Here is a 23,029-nt window from a genome sequence, read left to right on the forward strand (position 1 = left end):
GCGAGCATGGACCGACAGCAGGAGTTCGTCCTGCGCACCCTCGAGGAACGCGACATCCGCTTCGTGCGGCTGTGGTTCACCGACGTCTCGGGCTATCTCAAGGCCGTCGCCGTGGCACCGGCCGAGATCGAGGCCGCCTTCGCCGAGGGCATCGGCTTCGACGGGTCGGCGATCGAGGGCTTCGCCCGCGTCTACGAGTCCGACATGCTCGCCAAGCCCGACCCGGGCACCTTCCAGGTGATGCCCGCGCGCGAGGGCCGCGCCAGCGACACCGCGCGGATGTTCTGCGACATCACGCTGCCCGACGGCTCGCCGGCCTGGGCCGACCCCCGGCACGTGCTGCGCCGCGCGCTCGGCAAGGCCGCCGACATGGGCTTCACCTTCTACACCCACCCCGAGGTGGAGTTCTTCCTGCTCAAGGACCTCCCGACCGACGGGCGGCCCCCGGAGCCGGCCGACACCGGCGGCTACTTCGACCTGTCCACGCACAACGTGGCGCACGACTTCCGCCGCGAGGCGGTCTTCGCGCTCGAGGCGATGGGCATCTCGGTGGAGTTCAGCCACCACGAGGTCGCCCCCGGCCAGCAGGAGATCGACCTGCGCTACGCCGACGCGCTGTCGATGGCCGACAACATCATGACGCTCCGGCACGTCGTCCGTGAGGTCGCGCTGGCCCAGGGCGTGCACGCCACCTTCATGCCCAAGCCGTTCACCGACCTGGCCGGCTCGGCGATGCACACCCACCTGTCGCTGTTCGAGGGCGACCGCAACGCCTTCCACGACCCCGACGACCCGCTGCGGCTGTCGACCACCGGCAAGCAGTTCATCGCCGGGCTGCTCACCCACGCCCGCGAGGTCACCGCGGTCACCAACCAGACGGTGAACTCCTACCGGCGGCTGCTCGCCGGCACCGAGGCGCCGACCGCCGCGACGTGGGGCCGGGCCAACCGCTCGGCCCTGGTGCGGGTGCCGTCGTACAAGCCGAGCAAGGCCCAGTCGGCGCGGGTGGAGGTCCGCTCGCCGGACTCGGCCTGCAACCCGTACCTCACCTTCGCCGTCCTGCTCGCCGCCGGGCTGCGCGGCATCGAGAAGGGCTACGAGCTGCCGCCGGAGGCCGAGGACGACGTCTGGTCGCTGACCGACACCGAGCGGCGCGCGGCCGGCTACGAGGACCTCCCGGTCTCCCTCGGCGAGGCGCTGACCGCGATGCAGGGCAGCGAGCTGGTCGCGGAGACCCTCGGCGAGCACGTGTTCCAGTTCTTCCTGCGCAACAAGTGGGAGGAGTTCAACTCCTACCGCCAGAACGTGACGCCGTTCGAGCTGCAGCGCTACCTCCCCGGCTTGTAGCGGGAGGCGACGGCGGCCGAACTACGCTCGGGGTCGTGTCCGGCCGCCTGCTCGTCGTCGTGCCCAGCCCCACGGACCCACCCGCCCGGCTGGGCGAGTGGCTGGCGGAGGCCGGCCTCGAGCTCGACGTCCGCTCGGTGCTCGAGGGCGACGAGCTGCCGGCCGACCTGAGCGGCCACGAGGGGCTACTCGTCCTCGGCGGGCCCCAGTCGGCGACCGACGACCCGGCCCGGCGGCCCGAGCTCGTCGGCGTGCGCGACCTGCTGGCCAAGGCACTGGCCGACGACGTCCCCACCCTCGGGGTGTGCCTCGGCGGCCAGCTGCTGGCCCAGGTGGGCGGCGGGCGGGTGCGGGTCGGGGCCGACGGGCCGGAGGTCGGCGCCTCCCTCGTCGCCAAGCGGGACGCCGCCGAGCGGGATCCGCTGTTCGGCCCGCTGCCGCTGTCACCCGACGTGGTGCAGTGGCACCACGACGAGATCTCCGAGCTCCCGCCCGGTGCGGTGCTGCTGGCCGGCAGCCCGCGCTATCCCCACCAGGCCTTCCGCGTCGGGCGGCAGGTCTACGGCGTGCAGTTCCACGTCGAGACCACCCCGGAGATGGTCCGCGAGTGGGCCGAGGGCGATCCGGTGGGCGTCGCGTCGACCCCGTTCGACGTCGACACGCTGACCGAGCGGGCCGCCGCCGTCGACGACGACCTCGCCGAGGTCTGGTCGGCGTTCGCCGCCCGGTTCGCCGACCTGGTCCGCGCCGCCGCGGCGCAGCGCCGGTGAACCCCGCGCGGGAGATCCCGCGCCGCGCCGTCGTCCGGCTGGTCCGGTTCGGCTTCGAGGACGGCGAGCGCGCGGCCCGGCTGCTGTCCGATCCGTCCCTCGGGCTGTGGGACCTCGACCTGAACGAGCCGGCCGATCCCGAGGCCGGCCCGGTGGTCTCCGCGCTGGCCCGCGCCGGCGACCCCGACCTCGCCGTCCGCTCCCTGGCCCGGCTGGTCGAGGCGCTCGACGCCGCCGACCCGGCCGGCGGCTCGGCGGCGGCCCTGCTGGCCCGGCTGCGCGGCTCGGCCCGGCTGCGCAGCCGGCTGCTGTCGGTGCTCGGCGCCAGCTCCGGGCTGGCCGACCACCTGGCCGCGCACCCCGGTGACTGGACGGTGCTGGACGCCGATGACCGCGGGGCCTTCCGCCCCACGTCGCAGGCCCTGGTCCGGCAGATGCTGGTCGCCGTGGGTGCCGACCCCGACGATCCGCCGTGGGGCGTGCGGCTGGGCAAGCCGGCGCCGGACGCCTCCCCCCAGCGGATCGCGGACCTGCGGCTGGCCTACCGGCGGGCGATCCTCTCCCTCGCCGGCCGCGACCTGGGCGAGGGACTGGCCGCCGAGGACGCCGCCGCCGAGCTCGCCGACATCGCCGGTGCGGTGCTCACCGCCGGGCTGGCGATCGCCGTCGCCGAGCAGCCCGCCGGTGCCGCGCCGTGCCGGCTCGCGGTCATCGGGCTGGGCAAGTGCGGCGGCCGGGAGCTCAACTACGTCAGCGACGTCGACGTCGTCTTCGTCGCCGAGCCCGTCGAGCCCGGCGATCCGGAGTCCGCCGCGCTGGGCAGCGCCACCCGGGTCGCCGCCGCGCTGATGCGGATCTGCCACGAGGCAGCCTGGGAGGTCGACGCCGCGCTGCGCCCGGAGGGCAAGGCGGGGGCGCTGGTGCGCACGCTGGCCGGGCACGCCGCGTACTACGACCAGTGGGCCAGCACCTGGGAGTTCCAGGCGCTGCTGAAGATGCGGCCGGTGGCCGGCGACCCCGACCTCGGCCGGTCCTACGTCGAGCGGCTGTGGCCCCTGGTCTGGAAGGCCGGCGACCGGCCCGGCTTCGTCGCCGAGGTGCAGGCGATGCGCCGACGGGTCGAGGAGAACATCCCGCCCGCGCAGGCCGACCGGGAGCTCAAGCTCGGCCGGGGCGGCCTGCGCGACGTCGAGTTCGCCGTCCAGCTGCTGCAGATGGTGCACGGCCGGGTCGACGAGCGGCTGCGCGTCGGCGGCACGCTGCCGGCGCTGATGGCGCTGTCGGCCGGCGGGTACGTCGGCCGCGAGGACGCCGCGACGCTGATCGCCTCCTACCGGTTCCTGCGCACCGTGGAGCACCGCCTCCAGCTGCTGCGGCTGCGCCGCACCCACCTGCTGCCCACCGACGAGCAGCAGCTGCGCTGGCTGGCGCGGTCGCTGGGCTACAAGCCCGACCACCGCGGCAGCGCGGTCGACGTGCTGGACGCGGAGCTCGCCCTGCACACCCGCGAGGTGCGCCGGCTGCACGAGAAGCTCTTCTACCGCCCGCTGCTGTCGGCGGTGGCGCGCGTGCCGGGCGAGCACCTGCACCTGGGGTCGAAGGCGGCGGGGGACTGGCTGCGCGCCCTCGGTTTCGCCGATCCGGACGGCGCGCTGCGGCACCTGGCCGCGCTGACCGGCGGGGTGTCGCGCTCGGCGTCCATGCAGAAGTACCTGCTGCCGGTGGTGCTGCAGACCCTCGCCGACGCCGCCGACCCCGACGCCGGCCTGCTGGCCTACCGGCAGGTCAGCGAGGCGCTCGGGGGCAACCAGTGGTACCTGCGGCTGCTGCGGGACGAGGGCCAGGTGCCCGAGCGGCTGGCCAGCCTGCTCGGCAGCGGGCAGTTCGTCGCCGGGCTGCTCACCCGCACCCCCGAGGCGCTGCGGCTGCTGGCCGACGACGACGAGCTCGTGCCCCGCTCGGCCGAGGCGCTGTGCCGGGCCTGGCGGTCGGCGGCATCCCGCGCCGCCGACCCCGAGGGCGGCATCCGCACGCTGCGCGGGCTGCGCCGGCAGGAGCTGCTGCGGGTGGCCTCGGCCGACCTGCTCGGCCGGCTCGACGTGCTGCAGGTGGCGCGGGCCCTGACCGACATCGCCGTCGCCACCCTGCAGGTCGGGCTCGACCTCGCCGTCCGCGCGTACGCGGGCACCGCCGGGCTGACGCCCGAGGAGGTCCCGATGGACCTCGCGGTCATCGGCATGGGCCGGCTGGGCGGCGCGGAGATGGGCTACGGCTCCGACGCCGACGTCCTGTTCGTGCACCGCCCGCGGGCCGGCGCCGACGAGACGAAGGCGACCTCGGCGGCCAACGCGGTCGCGCACACCCTGCGCCGGCTGCTCGGCGAGCCGGCCCCCGACCCCGCCTTCGAGGTCGACGCCGACCTCCGCCCGGAGGGCCGGCAGGGCGCGCTGGCCCGGAGCCTGCCGGCCTTCAAGGAGTACTACGAGCGCTGGGTCTCGGTGTGGGAGATCCAGGCGCTGCTGCGCGCCGCTCCCGTGGCCGGCGACGCGGACGTGGGCGCGGCCTTCGTGGAGCTCGTCGATCCGCTGCGCTACCCGGCCGAGGGCCTGGCTGCCGACCAGGTGGCCGAGATCCGCCGGATCAAGGCGCGGGTGGAGCGCGAGCGGCTGCCCCGCGGCGCGGACCCCGCCACGCACACCAAGCTCGGCCGCGGCGGGCTGGCCGACGTGGAGTGGACCGTGCAGCTGCTGCAGCTGCAGCACGCGGCGGCCGAGCCGGCGCTGCGGGTGACCTCGACCGTCGACGCGCTGGAGGCCCTCGGCCGGGCCGGCCTGCTCGACGACGAGCAGACCGAGGCGCTGCGGTCGGCGTGGGAGCTGGCCAGCCGCGCGCGCAACGCGGTCTTCCTGGTCCGCGGCCGGGCCAGCGACCAGCTGCCCCGGCCCGGCGTGGAGCTGTCCCGGGTGGCACGGGCCAGCGGCTACGGCGCCGACACCGACCCCGGGCAGTTCCTCGACGACTACCGGCGGGCCACCCGGCACGCGCGGGCCGTCGTCGAGCAGGTCTTCTACGGGCAGCCGGCCGGTGGCTGATCGCCCGGACGGGGGCCCGGGCGTGTGCGCACCGGACGGGCCGGGCACGGGGGAGGGCGTGACCCGACCCCTGCCCGACGAGCCCCGCGAGCCCGCGACCGGCGGCGCCACGATCACGCCCTACCGCGACGGCCCGCTGATCGTGCGCGGCGACTTCCGCCTGGTCGACCAGGACGGCGGCGAGATCGACCCCGGGCGCGACACCGTGGCGCTGTGCCGGTGCGGGAAGTCGGGCATCAAGCCGTTCTGCGACGGGTCGCACAAGCGGGCCGGCTTCTCCGCGCCCAGCGCGCCGAGCCGGCCGCGGCCGGCCGCGCAGATCGTCCGGGCGGAGCGCCGGGAGGGCTGAGCGCCCCGTTCGGCCGATCCCGGCCGCCGTCGGCTACCGGAAGCGCCGCCCGTCCCGCAGGATGAGCGCCACGTCGGCGGCGGACCCCCGCGCCGCGTCGGATCGGAGGTCGCGTGGACTCGGCTCTGAGCACCGTGGCGCTGCCGGCGGCCCTCGCCGTCGTGATGCTGGGCCTCGGCCTCTCCCTCACCGTCGGCGACTTCGCCCGGGTCGGCCGGCACCCGCGGGTCGTCGTGCTCGCCCTGGCCCTGCAGCTGCTGGTGCTGCCGGCCGTGTGTGCCGGGCTGGTGCTGCTGTTCGACCTGCCGCCGCTGCTCGCGGTGGGCATGCTGCTGCTCGCCGCCTCGCCGGGCGGCACCACGGCGAACCTGTTCAGCCACCTGTTCCGGGGCGACGTCGCGCTCAACATCACCCTGACCGCGGTGAACTCGCTGATCGCCGTCGTCACCCTGCCGCTGATCACCAACCTGGCCATCGACTGGTTCGACCCGGCCGGGGCCGGGAACCTGGGCCTGCAGTTCGGCAAGACCGTCCAGGTGTTCGCCGTGGTGCTCGTCCCCGTCGCGATCGGCATGGTCGTCCGGCGGCAGGCACCGGCGTTCGCCGACCGCATGGACCGCCCGGTCCGCGTCCTGTCGGCCGTGGTGCTGGCCCTGGTCATCGTCGGCACGATCCTCGCCGAGCGCGAGAACGTCGGCGGCTACCTGGCGGACGTCGGCCTGCCGGCCCTGCTGTTCTGCCTGCTCAGCCTGACCGTCGGCTTCGCCGTGCCGCGGCTGCTCGGGATCGTGCGGCGGCAGGCGATCGCCAGCGCGTTCGAGATCGGGGTGCACAACAGCACGCTGGCGATCACGGTGGCCATCAGCGTGCTGGACAGCGTGGAGCTCGCCGTCCCCGCCGCCGTCTACGGCGTCCTGATGTTCCCGGTCGCGGCGGTGTTCGGCTGGGCGGTCACCCGGTGGACCCGCGAGGAGGCGGGCACCGACCGTCCGGTCCCCGCCTGAGCCGGGAGGTCAGCCGCGGCCCTCGAAGGCCCGCGCCATCTGCACCTGCTGCTCGAGGACGTCGTTCATCCGGGCCTGGACGGCGTCCAGCCGGCCGATGACCTCCGACGTCGCCAGGATCCCCGCCGACACCTGCTCGCTGCTGGCCTGGATGCCGGCGATCTGCTCGGAGACCCGCTTGGTCGCCGCCGCGGTCTCGCGGGCGAGGTCCTTGACCTCGCTGGCCACGACGGCGAAGCCGCGGCCGAGCTCGCCGGCCCGGGCGGCCTCGATGGTCGCGTTGAGGGCCAGCAGGTTCGTCTGGTCGGCGATGCCCGAGATGATCTGGATGACGTCGCCGACGGCGGCCGACGCGGTGCCCAGGGCCTCGACCTCGGTGGTCATGGCCGACGCCTGCGACACGGCGTGCTCGGCGACCCGGCCGGCGTCGGCCGCGGCGTCCCGCAGCGCGGAGACGGTCTCCAGCAGCGCGCGCGAGTTGGCCGTGTCGGCGGCCGACCGGCGCAGGATGTCCAGCCGCTGCGACACCAGCTGCTGCACGTTGCGCAGCGCGGCGGCGCGGGACTCGGACAGGTCGATGGTCTCGGTGACGAAGAAGTCCATCGTCCCGACGACCTGCCCGTCGGCGGTGACGGGGAAGCAGACGCCGGAGCGGACCCCCGCCCGCTGAGCGGCAGGTGCCCGCACGCAGTCGGTCACCTGGGCGAGGTCCCGCACGAAGACCAGGTCGCGAGCGCGCCAGGCCCGGCCGGACAGGCCGACGCCCTCGGCGAAGCTGGCGGCCAGGGTGACCTGGCGGAACTCCTCCCCGGCGGAGCCGGACTCCTGGCTGAAGCGCAGCACGGAGGCGGTCTCGTCCAGCGCCCAGAACGAGCCGTAGGCCCACCCGAAGGCGCTGCGCACGGTGTCCAGCGCCAGCCGCAGCGCCTCGGCCTCGTCGCGGGCCTGGCCGACCCGGGAGACCACGGTGGTGACCGCCTCCCGGTCGTCGAGCGTCTCCTGGAGGGCGGCGGCGGCCAGCGCCTGGCGGCGGGCGTGCGCGGCCACCCGCCCGATGGCCCGCCACTTCTCCGCCCGGCCGCCGAAGAACGGCAGGTCGCCCCGGGTGTAGTACTCCTGGAGCGCGACCACCCGGCCGTCCTCGACGATCGGCAGGAAGCACCCGCGCCGCGCGCCGGCCGCCGCGGCGGCCGCCCAGCGCAGGCACGACCGGGTCTCGGTGGTGCGGTCGCACTGCACCTCCCGCATCTCCCGGACCGCCTGGCCGCCCAGCCCGTCGCGCGAGGTCATGACGTCCTCGCGGCGCCACGCCCGCCCCATCGCGGGGGCGAGCTCGCCCATCTCCGCCACCAGCCGGAACCCGTCGTCGCCGGCCGGGAGCCACACCGCGCCGTACGCCATGCCGAGCGCCTTGCACAGCGCCGTCATCACCTTCACGTGCGCGTCTGTCTCCCCGGACACGCCTTGGTCGAGGACGGCGAGCACGTGCTCCAGCGCCTCGACGTCGCGAGGCATCCCCCCGGGCGGGAGGGGGGCGGGGGAGTGGAGTTCGGTGCGGCGCCACATGGGGGTCCTCCGGGGGATCGGAACTGCGGGGGGAGTTTCGGCACCGGGTGCCCGGAGTGCAGCGGAACCGGCCGGTCCGGTGCCGCACGCGCGCCGGCCCCCGCACCCGCCGGGCAGGCGGGTACGGGGGCCGGTCGCGGAGCGCGCAGCCGGTCAGTCGGCCGGCCGCGGCTCCACCGCCGTGCCGACCGCGCGGCGCCGGCGGCCGGTGACCACCAGGGCCGCACCGGCGACGAGCAGCAGGCCGCCGGCGACGGCCACCGGGACGGCCTCGAACGGGGTGCCGGTGTAGGCGAGGCCGCCGGTGACCGTGCTGGAGGCGACGGGGGTCGCACCCGGCTCGCCCACGGTGATGGCCATGGCCATGCTGTGCGGGTCGCCGTCCGGGTCCACGCCGTAGGCGACCAGCGTGTGCTGGCCCGCGGCCAGCGTCGTCGGCACCCGGATCGTCTTCACGAAGTTCCCGTTGGCGTCGGTGGTCGCGTAGCCGAGGGTCTGCGGCGTGGAGTAGACGACGAGGGTGACCGTCGAGTACGGCAGGAAGCCGTGGCCGATGAGGGTGATCTCCTGGCCCGGCTCGGCCGTGGTCAGGTCGCCCTTGTCGGTGGTGAGGTCCGTCGTCGTGGCCGGGTCCGGCGGGGACGACGGCACCTCCGGCTCGGCGACGGCCGTGGTCACCACGGTCGCGGCCGGGCCGCTCAGGCCCTCGGCGGAGACCGCCACGACCGAGATCGTGTAGGCGGTGTCGGCCTCCCCGCCCAGCACGCAGGAGGTGCCGGTCGTGGTGCAGGTGGCCTGGCCCGGGGTGGCGGTGACGCGGTAGCGGGCGGCCGCCGTGCCGGAGGACGGCGGGGTCCACGAGACGCGGATCGAGGAGCGCTCGGCCGCGGCGGTCAGCGTGCCCGGGGCGCCGGGGGCGGTGGGCGACGGCGGGGTCGTCACCACGGGAGGAGTGACCGGCGTCGACGGGGTGCTGACGGTGAGCGTGGAGCTGCCGACGCCGTTGGACAGACCGGTCAGCGCGCTCGCCGAACCCCGGGCGATCGCGTACGAGCCGTCGGACGACGCGGTGACCGGCACCGAGGTCACGCAGTTGGTCGTGGCGCCCACGCTGCCGCCGGCCAGCGTGATGCTGCCGGCCCCGGCGGACGCGGTGAGCGTGCCGCCGCAGCCGTTCACCGGGGCGCCGGCAGCGACGGTGAGCCCGGCCGGGAGGGCGAAGGTGTAGCCGATGGGGCTGGTCGGCTCCAGCGCGGTGTTGACCACGTTGAGGTCCAGCAGCACCGGGGCGCCGGGCGCGGCGGTGCTCGCGCGGAAGGCCGCGGTCAGGCTGGCTCCCTGGAAGTTGACGAACGTCTCCATGGCGTGGGTCTGCGTCCCCGCGGTGGTGCCGAGGTCCCACTGGACCATGAGGCCGGCGTCGTGCGACTCGGTCTCGGTGACGAAGCCGATGTCCTGGCCGGCGGCCACGACCTCGTACGGGTCCCAGTAGTCCGCGGCCCGGGCGCCGTCGAACGGCTTCTCCCCGGGGATCTCCCGCTCGCCGACCTGGATGTGCGAGCTGGGGTTCAGCGAGATGACCGAGCGCACCGGGCTGGTCAGCTGGATGCCGTAGCCCTCGTCGCTGGAGCCGGGTGCGGTGTCGCCGCCCTTGTAGAAGCGGACGACCTCGCTGTTGCCGGCCGGGATGGTGAAGGTGTACCGGTCGGTGAAGTAGTCGTTGGGGTAGGTGTAGCTGACCGTGCGGTCCATCGTGTAGGTCAGCCCGCCGCGCTCGACGGTGTACCGGAGGGTGGCCGAGGCGTCGCCGGTGGCCGTGCCGCCGGTGGTGCTCGCCGCGCCCGAGGTCGAGACGACGGACAGGCCGGTGAAGCTGGCGGCCGTCCCGTCGCCGTCGTCGTACGCGGGGCCGGCCTCGCCGTAGAGGTCACCGCCGATGCTCAGCATCGGGGCGACGGCGGTGCAGCAGTACTGGTAGGTGCCGGCGAAGTGGAGCTGGTCGCCTCCGCGCGCGCTCGAGTCGCCGCGGTTGAGGACGATGCGCAGCCCGTCGGCGCCACCGGCGTCCTGGCCTCCGCCGGGATTGAGGACGACCTCGGGCTGGCCGTGCTGGTCGTTGCCGGCCGAGGCGGCGGTCGCGCCGCCCAGCACGGTGAGGCCGGTGACGCCCAGCGTCACGGCCAGTCCGAGGGCCGCCGACGCCCAGCGCGTCGCGCGTCCACCCCCGTGGGTTCGTGTGGTCATGCGGCGACGCTAAGTCACCGCTGATCACGCACCGTCGACGTCAGCGACGACGCGCGGGCCGGCGCCCCGCTGTCACCTCGGACCACACCGTCACAATGCGTGGAGCAACCAGTCACGGAAACGCACCAAGCGTCAGGTCGTCGACGCGCCGTTGCTGTCGGATCGTGACGTGTGATGACGCCCACCGCCGCACGAGCTGCCAGGGTGCTCAGGCGGCGAGCGGACCCGCTGTGCGCAGCGCCGACCGGCCCGACTCCCACGCCCCCAGCAGGTGGCGCGCGGTCAGCCCGTCGGCGGCCAGGGCGCACGCGGCCCCGAACAGCACGTCACCGGTGAGCTCGGGGAACTCGGCCACCAGCGAGCCGCACATGTCGACCGCGGCGATCTGCTCGTGGACGGCGTCGGCCTCCACGTGCTCGTCGTAGAACACCGTCGTCGACTCGTCGAAGCCCAGCCGGCGCAGCCCCGCGGAGTAGCGGCGGCTCGGCTCCGAGGAGGTCATCTCCACGGCGGTCAGGTGGCCCAGGGCGGCCGCTCGCCAGCGGCGGTGCAGCCCGAACAGCGACATGGTGTTCACCGACGCGAAGGCCGGCGCCGGCGCGGCGTCCCAGAGCGCGCCGTAGCCGCTGTCCAGCTCCAGGTCCCGCATCAGGCCCGCGAACAGCTCGCTGTGCATCCGCTGCGGCGAGCCGCCGCCGTACTCGTCGGCCTGGATCTCCACCATCGCAGCCTTGGTGCGGCCACCCAGCCGCGGGATGGCGAAGGTGTGGGGATCGCCTTCCTTGAGGTGGTAGACCGAGCGCAGCGTCAGGTACTCGCGCCACTGCTCGAGCGTGCCGCGCTTGGCCATGTAGCTGGACAGCGACGGGCCGTCGTCCGCGGCGATGAGCGCGGTCAGCTGCCGGTCGACCGGATCGCCGGTCACCGTAAGGGGGCCGACCAGCTCGCGCAGCGCGGTGCTGTGCGCCCTCTCCAGGTGTGCCCGCAGCGTGAGCAGCGCCGGATCCCACTCCCAGCCGTCGTCGACGCCGTCGAAGCCGCGGTAGTGCAGCTCGTAGCAGACGGCCAGGGACAGCTGGAGGTCCTCGTCGCCGAGCGGGTCCGCGCTGGTCCGGGCCACTCGCCCGGCCAGCGTCACGGTGGTCGCGGGGAGCTCGCCGGTGGTCAGGGCGGTGGTCAGGGCATCACCGAGAGGACCCCGTGGCTCAGGGAGCTGCATGACCCGGCCATGCCCAGCCGGGCGACGATCGATGCACCCCTGTGTGCGAGGTCGCCCGCGGGTAGGACATGCCCATGCGACGCGACCCCTCGTCCCCTCTCTCCGACCGGGTGGTCCTGGTGACCGGCGGCAGTGCCGGCATCGGCCGGGCCACGGTGACCCGGCTGGCCGCCGCCGGCGCGCGCGTGGTCACCTGCGCGCGGGGTGGTGACCGGCTCGAGGAGGCGCTGGCCGGGCTGCCGGGCGTCACGGGGGTGGTCGCCGACGTGGCCGACGGCCGGGACCGGACGGCCCTGCTCGACCGCGTGCTGACCGAGCACGGCCGGCTCGACGCCGTCGTCCACAACGCCGGGCTGGGGTACGCCGCGCTCCTGGAGGACACGCCGGGCGAGGCGGTCGAGGGGATGATCGCGCTCAACCTCACCGGTGTGGCCGAGCTGACCCGGCTGGCGCTGCCGCACCTGCTGGCCGCGGCGGCCGGGCGCGGCCGCGCGGACGTCGTCTGCGTCGCCTCGGCCGCCGGCTGGTCGCAGGTGCCCCCGCTGACGGTCTACTCGGCGACCAAGGCCGGCGTGGTCGGCCTCGTGAAGGGCCTGCGCCGCGAGCTGACCGCGCGCGGCGTGCGGGTGCACAGCATCAACCCGGGGCCGGTCTCCACCGAGTGGCTGGTCCGCGGCCGGGGCGCGCCGCCGGTGTCGGACGCCGACGCCCCGGGGCGGCTCTCGCCGGGCATCGCGCCGGAGCGGGTCGCCGTCCAGATCGGCCGGTGCCTGACCTCGCCGTGGTCGCGCACCGTCGCCGTCCCGCGGTGGTTCGGGATCGCCCGCCTCGGTGAGGTGCCCCCGGTCGACCGGTTGCTCGACGTCGTCCTGTCGCGGCAGGCCGACCGGATCCGCCGGGGCACCGACCGGATGGTCGACGAGCGCACCGGCTGAGGCGGCCCGCACGCACCGCGGCCCCCGACCTCGCAGGAGGTCGGGGGCCGCGGCGGGTGGGACGGTCGATCAGATGTCGTAGTACATCGCGAACTCGTGCGGGTGCGGGCGCAGGCGGATCGGGTCGATCTCGTTCTCCCGCTTGTACTCGATCCACGTCTCGATCAGGTCGGGGGTGAACACCCCGCCGTCGATGAGGTACTCGTGGTCGACCTCGAGCCGGTCGAGGACGGCGTCCAGCGAGGCCGGCACCTTCTCGATGCCCAGGGCCTCCTCGGGCGGCAGCTCGTAGAGGTCCTTGTCGACCGGGGCCGGCGGCTCGATCTTGTTCTTGATGCCGTCGAGGCCGGCCATCAGCATCGCCGAGAAGGCGAGGTAGGGGTTGGCCGACGGGTCGGGCACGCGGAACTCGATGCGCTTGGCCTTGGGGCTGTCACCCGAGATCGGGATGCGGCAGCAGGCCGAGCGGTTGCGGGCCGAGTAGACGAGGTTGATCGGGGCCTCGTAGCCGGGCACCAGGCGGTGGTAGCTGTTGACCGTCGGGTTGGTGAAGGCCAGCAGCGACGGGGCGTGGGCCAGCAGGCCGCCGATGTAGTGGCGGGCGGTGTCGGACAGGCCCGCGTAGCCGGTCTCGGCGTGGAAGAGCGGCTCGCCGTCCTTCCAGAGGCTCTGGTGGCAGTGCATGCCCGAGCCGTTGTCACCGAACAGCGGCTTGGGCATGAAGGTGGCGGTCTTGCCGTGCGCCCAGGCGGTGTTCTTGATGATGTACTTGAACAGCATCAGGCTGTCGGCCGAGCGCAGCAGCGTGTCGAACTTGTAGTTGATCTCCGCCTGGCCGCCGGTGCCCACCTCGTGGTGGCCGCGCTCGAGCTCCAGGCCGGCGCGGGCCAGGTTGACCATCATGTCGGCGCGCAGGTCGCTCTGCTGGTCGTAGGGCTCGACGGGGAAGTACCCGCCCTTCATCCGGGCCTTGTAGCCCAGGTTCGGGCCGACGCCGTTCTCGCCGGTCGGCGACCCGGTGTTCCAGGAGCCCTCGACCGAGTCGATGTGGTAGTAGCCCTCGTTGATGCCGGTCGAGTGCCGGATCGAGTCGAAGACGTAGAACTCGGCTTCGGGGCCGAAGTACGCGGTGTCGGCGATCCCGCTGCTGGCCAGGTAGGCCTCGGCCTTCTTCGCCACGTTCCGCGGGTCGCGGCTGTAGGCCTCGCGGGTGATCGGGTCGTGGATGAAGAAGTTGACGTTCAGCGTCTTGTGCTTGCGGAACGGGTCCACGAACGCGCTGTTGGCGTCGGGCAGCAGCAGCATGTCCGACTCGTTGATCGCCTGGAAACCGCGGATCGAGGAGCCGTCGAAGCCCAGGCCGTCCGAGAAGGTGTCCTCGCCGAACGTCGACGCCGGGATGGTGAAGTGCTGCATGACGCCGGGCAGGTCGCAGAAGCGCACGTCGACGAACTCGACGTCGTTGTCGCGGATGTAGGCGGCGACCTCGTCGGGACTGGTGAACATCGATCCTCCGGGATTGGGCGGACAGCCGTCGAACACGCTAAGAGCGCGCCGTTCCCCCCGGGTGTCTCCCGTGTTTCCGTCCGGTAACACCGCGCCCCGGCGTGTCGGGCGGGGGAGCGGTCGGCGCTGCTCGGGGTGCCGCGGGGGCGGGGTCCTACGCTTGCGGTCATGGTCAGGGATGCGCAGCCACCCTCTCAGGAGCGTCGGCGCGGCGCCTCCCTGGGGTTGCCGGCCGAGGGGCCGGGCTCCCTGGCGACGTTCGGCAGCCGGCTGGGCGCCTTCTTCGTCGACGCCATCGCCTCGGCCCTGGTGGCCGGCGCCTTCACCGCGCCGTCGTTCCCCGGGAACTGGAGCCTGCTGGCCTTCGCGCTGATCACCGTCGTCAGCCTGGTCGCCGTCGGGCAGACGCCGGGCATGCGGCTGTTCTCCCTGCGCCTGGCACATCCGCGGGAGGGCGAGCGGCTGGCGCTGTGGCGCGGCGTCGTCCGCACCGCGCTGCTGTGCCTGCTGGTGCCGGCGCTGGTGGTCGACGCCGACGGGCGGGGGCTGCACGACCGGCTGACCGACACCGCCGTCGTCCGGGAGCGCTGAGGGAGGACCTCCCGCCCCCAAGGCATAGGAGGCTCTACGCACGTCTTGGGCTCCAGGACGTGCGCGAAGCCTCCTATGCCTGCACAGGACGGCGCGGGCGACTACCGCCGGCGGACCTGCCGCTGGCTCACCGACATCTGCCGGCCGCCGGGCAGCGGGCCGCCGGGCACCGGCATCCGCTGGCCGCCGAGCGCGGCCATGCGCTTGCCGAGCGCGTTGAGCTCGGCGCCGGAGAGGTTGCGGGGCAGCTTCATGACGTGCGCGCTGAGCTTGCGCAGCGGGATCTGGCCCTCGTCGTCCCCGACGATGATGTCGTAGATCGGGGTGTCACCGACGACGCGGGCGATCTTCTTCTTCTCCTGCGCCAGCAGGCTGCGCACGCGGGACGGCACGCCCTCCGCGACCAGGATGACCCCGGGCCGGCCCAGCACCCGGTGGACGGCGTCGAGCTGGGTGGTGCCGGCCACGCCGGAGGTCACCCGCCAGTCACCGCGCATGCCCTCGAGCACCCACGCGGCGGCGCCGGGCTGGCCCTCCACCTGCCGGTAGGCCGAGCCCTGCGCGCGGCGGCCGAAGACGACCAGCGCGGCCAGCAGGCCGAAGGGGATGGCGATGACGAGCGTCAGGAACGGCGCCCCGAGCAGGATGCCGATCAGCTCGATCAGGCCGGCCACCACCACGAAGGCGATGAGCATGATCCACGGCAGCTTGGGGTCGTTCTTGTAGGTCAGCGAGTAGGCCTGCTTGATCATGCGGGCCTGGTTGCCGGCCCGCTTCAGCCGGCCGACCTTCGGCTTGCCGTCCTTGCCGAGCTTGCCCTCGGCCTTCTCGGCCCCGCGGGCCGCCCGGCCCGATGCCGTCGCACCCCCGGACCGGCCGCGGCCGCCCGCGCTGGGGCCCCGGCCGGCCTTGCCGGTCGGAGCGGGGGAGTCGGTGGGCTTGCTGCGTGCCATGTCCCCAGGATAGGGGCGCCCGGCATCCGCTCCGGAGGACGGCGCGCACCGGCCGACCCGCAGGGGTCAGGCGCGGCCGGCCAGCCCGCGCGCCTCGATCGCCTGCTGGTACAGCCGGCCGGCCCGGTACGAGCTGCGCACGAGCGGCCCGGCGAGCACCCCGGGAAAGCCGATCCGCTCCGCCTCGGCCTGGAACTCGACGAACTCGTCGGGCTTGACCCAGCGGACGACGGGGTGGTGCCGCGGCGAGGGCCGCAGGTACTGGGTGATGGTGAGCAGGTCGCAGCCGGCCTCGTGCAGGGCGCGCATCGTCTCGACGACCTCCGCCGGCTCCTCGCCCATGCCCAGGATCAGGTTGGACTTGGTGACCAGGCCGGCCTCGCGGGCCGCGGTGATGACGGCCAGGGAGCGCTCGAAGCGGAAGCCGGGCCGGATCCGCTTGAAGATCCGCGGCACGGTCTCGACGTTGTGCGCGAGCACCTCCGGCCGGGAGGAGAACACCTCGGCCAGCTGGTCGGGGTCGGCGTTGAAGTCGGGGATGAGCAGCTCCACGCCGCAGCCGGGCAGGGCCGCGTGGATCTGCCGGACCGTCTCGGCGTAGAGCCAGGCGCCGCCGTCGGGCAGGTCGTCGCGGGCGACGCCGGTGACGGTGGCGTACTTCAGGCCCATGGTGGCGACGCTCTCGGCGACCCGGCGCGGCTCGTCGGCGTCGAACTCGGCGGGCTTGCCGGTGTCGATCTGGCAGAAGTCGCAGCGGCGGGTGCACTGGTCACCGCCGATGAGGAACGTCGCCTCCCGGTCCTCCCAGCACTCGTAGATGTTGGGACAGCCGGCCTCCTCGCACACCGTGTGCAGGCCCTCGCGGCGGACCAGCGACTTGAGCTCGGTGTACTCGGGGCCGGTCCTGAGCCGGGTCTTGATCCACTCGGGCTTGCGCTCGATGGGCACCTGGCTGTTGCGCACCTCCAGGCGCAGCAACTTGCGGCCGGCGGGCCCGATCTCCGAGGGGGAGGACGTGGTGGCCACCGGATCACTCATGCCCTGCACGGTACTCCCGGACGCACACCGCCCCCGGTGCCTGCGGGCAGGCGCCGGGGGCGGTGTCGGACGGGCAGCGGGCGGTCAGACCTGCTTGTCGTCGGGACCCGCGGTCGCACCGCCGGAGAGGTTGCCGCCGCTGGTGAACGGCTCCGGCGCGGTCTCGGTCGGGTCGGTGGCCCCGGTGTTGTCGTCGCCGGCGACGTTCTGCGCGTCGCGGATGCCCATGTCGGACTCGTCGGGTGCGGAGTCGCCGGCCTCGAACTGGGCGTCGGAGACGGTCTTGCCGGACATGTCGTTGCTCGGGGAACTGGGCACGGGGTCCTCTCGGTAGCTGGGCACGGGCCCGTCGCCGGCCGGCGCAGGAGTCCACGTGTCGTCGGAGCGGCGGCGGAGGACGGCGACCGCCGCGACCGCTGCCGCGATCGCCAGCAGCCAGGGCCAGCGCCGCGACCGCGTCTCCAGCCCCGCCTTCGCCCTGGCCTTGGCCGCGGCCTTCGCCGCCTTGGCGTCGGCCTTCTTCTTGGCCTGCTTGCGGGCCTTCTTCGCCTTCCTACCCGTCTCCTTGGCCGCCAGACCCGTCGCGGCCACGAGTTCGTCGCGGCGGGTCTCCAGCTCGGTGCGGGCCGTCTCCAGCCCGGCGGCCAGCGTGCCGCGGGCGTTCTCCAGGGCGGGGCTCACCGCCTCGCGGGCGGCGGCGACCCGGGGCAGCACCTCGGTGGTCAGTGCCTTCTGGGCGGCCTTCTGCGCGGCCTCGACGCGCGGCGCGAGGTCGGCCGCGGCCTTGGTGGCCGCCGCGGTCGCGGCCGCCACGGCGGAGGTCACCGCGGGACCGGCCGCCTCGCGGGCGGCCTCCACGCGGGGGGCGAGGGCCTCGAGCGCGGCCTCGACCCGGGGGGCGAGGGCGTCGCGGGTGGCCTCGACGCGGGGCCCGAGCGCCTCGCGGGCGGAGGCCACGGCGGGCGCGGCGACGGCGACGGCGGCGGCGACCTTGGGGACGACGGCCTCGCGGGCGGCCTCCAGGGCGGGGCCGGCCGCGTCACGCGCGGCCTCGATGCGCGGCGCCAGCTGTTCCGCCGCCGCCCGCCCTGCCTCGGTGACCGCCACCCCGATGTGGCTCAAGCCCTCCTGGAGTTCGGCGCCGATGACCTGGCCGCGGGTCTTCTTGCGGAACACGGGATGCACCTCCGGTTGATCGACTCGGCGGCCATCCTGCCCGGTGATCGCGATGAGCACACCCCGAGCGGGCGCCGGATCGGCGGGCCGGGACGGCGCTGGTTAGCGTCGGCGGGTGCAGCTACGCATCTTCACCGAGCCCCAGATGGGTGCCACCTACGACGACCTGCTGGCCGTCGCCCGCCGCACCGAGGAGTGCGGCTTCGACGCCTTCTTCCGATCCGACCACTACCTGACGATGGGTGGCACCGGGCTGCCCGGCCCGACCGACGCCTGGCTCACCCTCGCCGGCCTGGCCCGGGAGACCAGCCGCATCCGGCTGGGCACGCTCGTGACCGCGGCGACCTTCCGGCTGCCCGGGCCGCTGGCGATCTCCGTCGCCCAGGTGGACCAGATGAGCGGCGGGCGCGTCGAGCTCGGCCTCGGCGCCGGCTGGTTCCAGGCCGAGCACGAGGCCTACGGCATCCCGTTCCCGGAGGTGGGGGAGCGCTTCGACCGGTTCGAGGAGCAGCTCGCCATCGTCGACGGGCTGTGGCGGACGCCGCTCGGGGAGACCTTCGACTTCGCCGGCGAGCACTACCGCGTCCAGGACTCACCGGCCCTGCCCAAGCCGGTGCAGGAGGGTGGCATCCCGATCGTGATCGGCGGCAAGGGCGCCCGCCGGACCCCGCGTCTGGCGGCCCGCTACGCCGCGGAGTTCAACGTGCCCTTCTCGCCGGTCGAGGAGAACACCCGCCTGTTCGCCGGGGTCCGGGCCGCCTGCGAGGAGTCCGGCCGCGACCCGGGCTCCATGGTGTTCAGCTCCGCGCTGGTCCTGTGCGTCGGGCGCGACGAGGCCGAGATCGCCCGGCGGGCCGCGGCCATCGGCCGCGAGGTCGACGAGCTCCGCGAGCACGGGGTGGCCGGCACCCCCGCCGAGGCGGTCGACGTGATCGGCCGCTACGCCGAGGCCGGCGCCGAGCGGGTGTACCTGCAGGTGCTGGACCTCGCCGACCTCGACCACCTGGACCTGGTGGCCGCCGAGGTCGCGCCGCAGCTCGGCTGACGCTCGGGGCGGCCGCCGGCTCGCGGCCGCCCCGAGCACCGCCCGGGCCCGTGAGCCGCGGCGGTAGAGTGATCGCGTGACCGGGCGGCGGCTCCTGCTCCACCGGCCGCGCTGACCGACCCGTTCGACAGCGCGGCGACCCCTCCTGTGCGAGGGGTCTTTTCATGTCCGCCCGCAGCAGCACCCGCAGACGACCCCGGAGCCCGACGATGAGCCAGACGGCGAGCCAGCCCACCACCGACCCGACCGGCGACGGGGTGCCGCCGCACCGCTACACGCCGGCGCTGGCCCAGGAGATCGAGCTGGCGTGGCAGGACCGGTGGGAGCGCGAGGGCACCTTCCACACGCCCAACCCGACCGGCCGGCTGGCCGCGGGCTTCGAGCGGGTCGCCGACCGGCCCAAGTACTTCGCCATGGACATGTTCCCGTACCCCTCGGGGGCGGGCCTGCACGTCGGGCACCCGCTGGGCTACCTGGGCACCGACGTCACCAGCCGGTTCCGCCGGATGGACGGCGACAACGTGCTGCACCCGATGGGCTACGACGCCTTCGGGCTGCCGGCCGAGCAGTACGCCGTCCAGACCGGGCAGCACCCGCGGGTGACCACCGAGGCCAACATCGCCGCGATCCGGGCGCAGCTGCGCCGGCTGGGCGTCGACCACGACGACCGGCGGTCCTTCGCCACGATCGATCCGGGCTACTACAAGTGGACCCAGTGGATCTTCCTGCAGATCTTCGGCTCCTGGTTCGACGAGACCGCCGGCAGGGCGCGGCGGATCGAGGAGCTGGTCGCCGAGCTGGACGCCGGTACCCGGGAGCCGGCGGAGGGCACCAACCCGTCCGGCCGGCCGTGGGCGGAGCTGTCCGACGTCGAGAAGCGTGCGGTCGTCGACGCGCACCGGCTGGCCTACCTGCACGAGGCACCGGTCAACTGGTGCCCCGGGCTGGGCACCGTGCTGTCCAACGAGGAGGTCACCCCGGACGGCCGGTCCGAGCGGGGCAACTTCCCCGTGTTCCGGCGTCCGCTGAAGCAGTGGATGATGCGGATCACCGCCTACGCCGAGCGCCTGCTGGCCGACCTGGACCGGCTGGACTGGTCGGACTCGCTGAAGCAGATGCAGCGCAACTGGATCGGCCGCTCGACCGGCGCGCGCATCCGGTTCGCCTGCGGCGACCGGTCCATCGAGGTCTTCACCACCCGCCCCGACACCCTGTTCGGCGCCACCTACATGGTGCTGGCGCCGGAGCACCCGCTGGTCGGCGAGCTGACCGCCGACGCCTGGCCCGACGGCACCGACCCCCGCTGGACCGCCGGCGCGGCCACGCCCCGCGAGGCCGTGGCGGCCTACCAGCGGCAGGCCTCCCGCCGGTCGGAGCTGGACCGCCAGGCCGAGGGCCGGGAGAAGACCGGCGTCTGGCTGGGCGTGACGGCGGTCAACCCGCTGACCGGCGGCGAGCTGCCGGTGTTCATCGCCGACTACGTGCTGACCGGCTACGGCACCGGCGCGATCATGGCGGTGCCCGGTGAGGACACCCGCGACTGGGAGTTCGCCGAGGTCTTCGGCCTGCCGGTCGTGCGGACGGTGCAGCCGCCGGAGGGCTTCGACGGCGGCGCCTACACCGGCAGCGGCCCGATGATCAACTCGTCCAACGAGGAGATCTCGCTGGACGGCCTGGAGGACAAGGCCGCGGCGATCGCGGCGGTGACCGACTGGCTGGTCGCCAAGGGCCACGGCGAGGCCACCACCACCTACAAGCTGCGCGACTGGCTGTTCAGCCGGCAGCGGTACTGGGGTGAGCCGTTCCCGATCGTGTACGGCGAGGACGGTCTGCCGCGGGCGGTGCCGGAGTCGATGCTGCCGGTGCTGCTGCCCGAGGTCGACGACTACTCGCCGAAGACCTTCGCCGACGACGACGCCGACTCCGCACCCGAGCCGCCGCTGTCCCGGGCCAGCGAGTGGACGACGGTCGAGCTGGACCTGGGCGACGGGCCCCGGCGCTACCGGCGCGAGACCAACACGATGCCCAACTGGGCCGGCTCCTGCTGGTACTACCTGCGCTACCTGGACCCCGGCGACGACACCCAGATGGTCGACCCGGAGCTGGAGCGCTACTGGCTGGGCCCGCGCGAGCCCGGTGACGTCGGCGGCGTGGACCTGTACGTCGGTGGCGTCGAGCACGCGGTGCTGCACCTGCTGTACGCCCGGTTCTGGCACAAGGTGCTGTTCGACCTGGGCTACGTCTCCAGCGAGGAGCCGTTCCGCCGGCTGGTCAACCAGGGTTACATCTCCGCCTACGCCTACACCGACGAGCGGGGCTTCTACGTGCCCGCCGCGGAGGTGGTGGAGTCCGACGGGCAGTTCCTGTACGAGGGCAAGCCGGTCAACCGTGAGTACGGGAAGATCGGCAAGAGCCTGAAGAACATGGTCACGCCGGACGAGATGATCGGCGCCTACGGCGCGGACACCTTCCGGGTCTACGAGATGTCGACTGGGCCGCTGGAGCAGTCGCGGCCGTGGGAGACCAAGGCCGTGGTCGGCTCGCAGCGGCTGCTGCAGCGGATCTGGCGGGTCGTCGTCGACGAGGAGACCGGCGCGGTCCGGGCCGCCGACGACGTGCAGCCCGACGACGACACCTCGCGCGCCCTGCACCGGGCGATCGCGGGCGTGCGCGACGGCATGAGCACGCTGCGGTTCAACATCGCGATCGCACGGATCACCGAGCTGACCAACGCGCTGACCGCGACCTACGGTGCGGACAGGCCGGTGCCGCGCTCGGTGGCCGAGCCCCTGGTGCTGATGGTCGCGCCGCTGGCCCCGCACGTGGCCGAGGAGCTGTGGGCGCGGCTGGGCCACGCCGAGTCGCTGGCGTGGGCGCCGTTCCCGGTGGCCGACGAGCGGTGGCTGGTCGAGGACACCGTGGAGGTCGCCGTCCAGGTCAACGGCAAGGTGCGTGCCCAGGTCACCGTGCCGGCCGACGCGGACGCCGCGGCGCTGGAGGCGGCCGCGCGGGCGGAGGAGAAGGTGGCCGCCCAGCTGGAGGGGAAGACGGTGCGGCGGGTCGTCGCGGTGCCCGGCCGGCTGGTCAACTTCGTCGTCGGCTGAGCCGGGCGGAGTGGCAGGGCGCGGGGAACGCGCCCCTGCCACTCCGCTCAGGCCGGCCGGATGCGCAGGATCGCGTGTCGCTCGGTGCCGCGCCGGGTGAGCCGGTGCCACAGCCGTGAGGCGACGTAGCCCAGCTGGAAGCGCAGGCCGTAGGTGCGGCGCAGCGCTGCCAGGGCCTGCGGCCACTCCGCGCGGTCGACGAACTCGCCGGTGGCCTCGACGGCCGGCCCGCGCACCCGGCCGCGGACGTCGCACGGGGCCACGGTCACCCGTGCCGTGTGCCGCAGCCGCTTGACCTTGCCGGAGTCGGCGCGGGTCCAGACGACGAGCGAGTCGCCGTCCGGCGCCGCCCACACCGGGGTGGGGACGGCGGCGCCGGTGCGCCGGAACGTGGTGAGGCTGACGTAGGTGCTGTGCGGGAGCGCAGCCATGCGGCGCGGTCAGCCGGCGACGACGGGGGAGAGGACCCGCCGCATCGCCGTCTCGACCGCGTCGATGACCTCGCCGACCGGGACGTCGCGGCCCAGCTCCGCGCTCAGGGACGTCGCGCCGGCGTCGACGATGCCGCACGGGATCATGTTCGAGAACGCCGCCATGTCGGGATCGCAGTTGAGCGCGAAGCCGTGCATGGTGACCCCCCGGGCGACCCGGACGCCGATCGCGGCGACCTTGCGGTCGGGGCCGCGCGCGTCGGCACGGACCCACACCCCGCTGCGACCCTCGACGCGCTCGGTCGCCAGGCCCAGATCGGCGCAGACCTCCATCAGCGCCTGCTCCAGCCGGCGGACGTGCGCGACGACGTCCACCGGATCGGGCAGCGCGACGATCGGATATCCGACGAGCTGGCCGGGGCCGTGCCAGGTGATCTTCCCGCCGCGGTCGACGTCGATGACCGGGGTGCCGTCGAACGGCCGCTCGTGCGGCTCCGTGCGCCTGCCGGCGGTGTACACCGGCAGGTGCTCCAGCAGCAGCAGGGCGTCGGGGCCCTTTCCGGCCACCCGGGCGGCGTGCAGCTCGCGCTGCATGGCCCAGGCCTCCTCGTAGGGAACCGTGCCAGCCCGGATCACGCGCAGCTCGCTCACGGGCCCAG

The 23,029-nt window shown here is 74.4% G+C and carries 18 protein-coding genes; 9 read left to right on the plus strand and 9 right to left on the minus strand.

Annotation, left to right across the window (positions count from 1 at the left end):
* The first annotated feature begins 6 nt into the window (after positions 1–6).
* The 5 genes from glnA (ACI79R_RS09895) (at position 7) to ACI79R_RS09915 (ending at position 6,562) form a co-directional block, all read left to right on the plus strand.
* Complete coding sequence (gene glnA, locus ACI79R_RS09895) at positions 7–1,347, plus strand: type I glutamate--ammonia ligase (RefSeq protein ID WP_456573433.1); 1,341 nt, start codon at positions 7–9, stop codon at positions 1,345–1,347.
* Between the two features lie 35 nt (positions 1,348–1,382).
* Positions 1,383–2,117 carry a type 1 glutamine amidotransferase gene (locus ACI79R_RS09900; protein ID WP_456573434.1) on the plus strand — a complete coding sequence of 245 codons (735 nt, stop codon included), beginning with the start codon at positions 1,383–1,385 and terminating at the stop codon, positions 2,115–2,117.
* The gene (locus ACI79R_RS09905; RefSeq protein WP_456573435.1) at positions 2,114–5,209 is read left to right on the plus strand and encodes a bifunctional [glutamine synthetase] adenylyltransferase/[glutamine synthetase]-adenylyl-L-tyrosine phosphorylase; all 3,096 of its coding nucleotides are present in this window, start codon (positions 2,114–2,116) and stop codon (positions 5,207–5,209) included. The genes ACI79R_RS09900 and ACI79R_RS09905 overlap by 4 nt, the downstream gene beginning before the upstream one ends.
* A 58-nt stretch (positions 5,210–5,267) precedes the next feature.
* Entirely contained in the window at positions 5,268–5,558 is a 291-nt protein-coding gene (locus tag ACI79R_RS09910; RefSeq protein WP_456573436.1) for a CDGSH iron-sulfur domain-containing protein, read from the plus strand.
* A 113-nt stretch (positions 5,559–5,671) separates the two neighbouring features.
* A complete protein-coding gene (locus ACI79R_RS09915) occupies positions 5,672–6,562 on the plus strand; it encodes a bile acid:sodium symporter family protein (protein ID WP_456573437.1) in 891 nt (296 codons plus the stop codon).
* 9 nt (positions 6,563–6,571) lie between these two features.
* On the opposite strand, the gene ACI79R_RS09920 is transcribed toward ACI79R_RS09915, so the two are convergent.
* From ACI79R_RS09920 to ACI79R_RS09930, 3 genes are all read right to left on the minus strand, one after another.
* Positions 6,572–8,077, minus strand: coding sequence for a methyl-accepting chemotaxis protein (locus tag ACI79R_RS09920; protein WP_456573438.1), 1,506 nt, complete (start codon positions 8,075–8,077; stop codon positions 6,572–6,574).
* A gap of 204 nt (positions 8,078–8,281) precedes the next feature.
* Positions 8,282–10,372, minus strand: coding sequence for a fibronectin type III domain-containing protein (locus ACI79R_RS09925; protein WP_456573439.1), 2,091 nt, complete (start codon positions 10,370–10,372; stop codon positions 8,282–8,284).
* A gap of 208 nt (positions 10,373–10,580) precedes the next feature.
* On the minus strand, positions 10,581–11,591 hold the full coding sequence (locus ACI79R_RS09930) for an iron-containing redox enzyme family protein (protein ID WP_456573440.1): 1,011 nt from the start codon (positions 11,589–11,591) through the stop codon (positions 10,581–10,583).
* Positions 11,592–11,665: 74 nt separating this feature from the next.
* Between ACI79R_RS09930 and ACI79R_RS09935 the strand changes: the two genes are divergently transcribed.
* Positions 11,666–12,526, plus strand: coding sequence for an SDR family oxidoreductase (locus ACI79R_RS09935; RefSeq protein ID WP_456573441.1), 861 nt, complete (start codon positions 11,666–11,668; stop codon positions 12,524–12,526).
* A 69-nt stretch (positions 12,527–12,595) separates the two neighbouring features.
* Here ACI79R_RS09935 and glnA (ACI79R_RS09940) read toward each other — a convergent pair whose 3' ends face one another.
* Positions 12,596–14,032 (minus strand): type I glutamate--ammonia ligase, encoded by a 1,437-nt coding sequence (gene glnA / locus ACI79R_RS09940; protein ID WP_456573442.1) that lies wholly within the window; start codon positions 14,030–14,032, stop codon positions 12,596–12,598.
* Between the two features lie 168 nt (positions 14,033–14,200).
* On the opposite strand from glnA (ACI79R_RS09940), the gene ACI79R_RS09945 reads away from it, so the two are divergent.
* Entirely contained in the window at positions 14,201–14,623 is a 423-nt protein-coding gene (locus ACI79R_RS09945) for an RDD family protein (protein WP_456573443.1), read from the plus strand.
* Positions 14,624–14,724: 101 nt separating this feature from the next.
* On the opposite strand, the gene ACI79R_RS09950 is transcribed toward ACI79R_RS09945, so the two are convergent.
* From ACI79R_RS09950 to ACI79R_RS09960, 3 genes are all read right to left on the minus strand, one after another.
* Positions 14,725–15,576, minus strand: a complete 852-nt coding sequence (locus ACI79R_RS09950; protein ID WP_456573444.1) for a DUF4191 domain-containing protein — start codon at positions 15,574–15,576, stop codon at positions 14,725–14,727.
* A 66-nt stretch (positions 15,577–15,642) separates the two neighbouring features.
* Complete coding sequence (gene lipA / locus ACI79R_RS09955; protein ID WP_456573445.1) at positions 15,643–16,614, minus strand: lipoyl synthase; 972 nt, start codon at positions 16,612–16,614, stop codon at positions 15,643–15,645.
* Positions 16,615–16,698: 84 nt separating this feature from the next.
* Positions 16,699–17,790, minus strand: coding sequence for a hypothetical protein (locus tag ACI79R_RS09960; protein ID WP_456573446.1), 1,092 nt, complete (start codon positions 17,788–17,790; stop codon positions 16,699–16,701).
* Positions 17,791–17,905: 115 nt separating this feature from the next.
* Here ACI79R_RS09960 and ACI79R_RS09965 point away from each other — a divergent pair, with 115 nt between their 5' ends.
* The gene (locus ACI79R_RS09965; RefSeq protein ID WP_456573447.1) at positions 17,906–18,835 is read left to right on the plus strand and encodes an LLM class F420-dependent oxidoreductase; all 930 of its coding nucleotides are present in this window, start codon (positions 17,906–17,908) and stop codon (positions 18,833–18,835) included.
* 209 nt (positions 18,836–19,044) lie between these two features.
* Positions 19,045–21,939 (plus strand): leucine--tRNA ligase, encoded by a 2,895-nt coding sequence (leuS, locus tag ACI79R_RS09970; protein WP_456573448.1) that lies wholly within the window; start codon positions 19,045–19,047, stop codon positions 21,937–21,939.
* Positions 21,940–21,986: 47 nt separating this feature from the next.
* On the opposite strand, the gene ACI79R_RS09975 is transcribed toward leuS, so the two are convergent.
* Both ACI79R_RS09975 and lipB read right to left on the minus strand, forming a co-directional pair.
* Complete coding sequence (locus ACI79R_RS09975; RefSeq protein WP_456573449.1) at positions 21,987–22,370, minus strand: PPOX class F420-dependent oxidoreductase; 384 nt, start codon at positions 22,368–22,370, stop codon at positions 21,987–21,989.
* Positions 22,371–22,379: 9 nt separating this feature from the next.
* A complete protein-coding gene (gene lipB, locus ACI79R_RS09980; RefSeq protein WP_456573450.1) occupies positions 22,380–23,021 on the minus strand; it encodes a lipoyl(octanoyl) transferase LipB in 642 nt (213 codons plus the stop codon).
* Between the last annotated feature and the right edge of the window lie 8 nt (positions 23,022–23,029).

It is taken from the genome of Blastococcus sp. SYSU D00820 (assembly GCF_054050695.1).

Coding starts and splice junctions, on each gene's coding strand:
- glnA (WP_456573433.1), top strand. CDS start 7: ATGGACCGACAGCAGGAGTTCGTCCTGCGCACCCTCGAGGAACGCGAC.
- ACI79R_RS09920 (WP_456573438.1), bottom strand. CDS start 8,077: ATGCCTCGCGACGTCGAGGCGCTGGAGCACGTGCTCGCCGTCCTCGAC.
- ACI79R_RS09925 (WP_456573439.1), bottom strand. CDS start 10,372: ATGACCACACGAACCCACGGGGGTGGACGCGCGACGCGCTGGGCGTCG.
- ACI79R_RS09930 (WP_456573440.1), bottom strand. CDS start 11,591: ATGCAGCTCCCTGAGCCACGGGGTCCTCTCGGTGATGCCCTGACCACC.
- ACI79R_RS09935 (WP_456573441.1), top strand. CDS start 11,666: ATGCGACGCGACCCCTCGTCCCCTCTCTCCGACCGGGTGGTCCTGGTG.
- glnA (WP_456573442.1), bottom strand. CDS start 14,032: ATGTTCACCAGTCCCGACGAGGTCGCCGCCTACATCCGCGACAACGAC.
- ACI79R_RS09945 (WP_456573443.1), top strand. CDS start 14,201: ATGGTCAGGGATGCGCAGCCACCCTCTCAGGAGCGTCGGCGCGGCGCC.
- ACI79R_RS09950 (WP_456573444.1), bottom strand. CDS start 15,576: ATGGCACGCAGCAAGCCCACCGACTCCCCCGCTCCGACCGGCAAGGCC.
- lipA (WP_456573445.1), bottom strand. CDS start 16,614: ATGAGTGATCCGGTGGCCACCACGTCCTCCCCCTCGGAGATCGGGCCC.
- leuS (WP_456573448.1), top strand. CDS start 19,045: ATGAGCCAGACGGCGAGCCAGCCCACCACCGACCCGACCGGCGACGGG.
- ACI79R_RS09975 (WP_456573449.1), bottom strand. CDS start 22,370: ATGGCTGCGCTCCCGCACAGCACCTACGTCAGCCTCACCACGTTCCGG.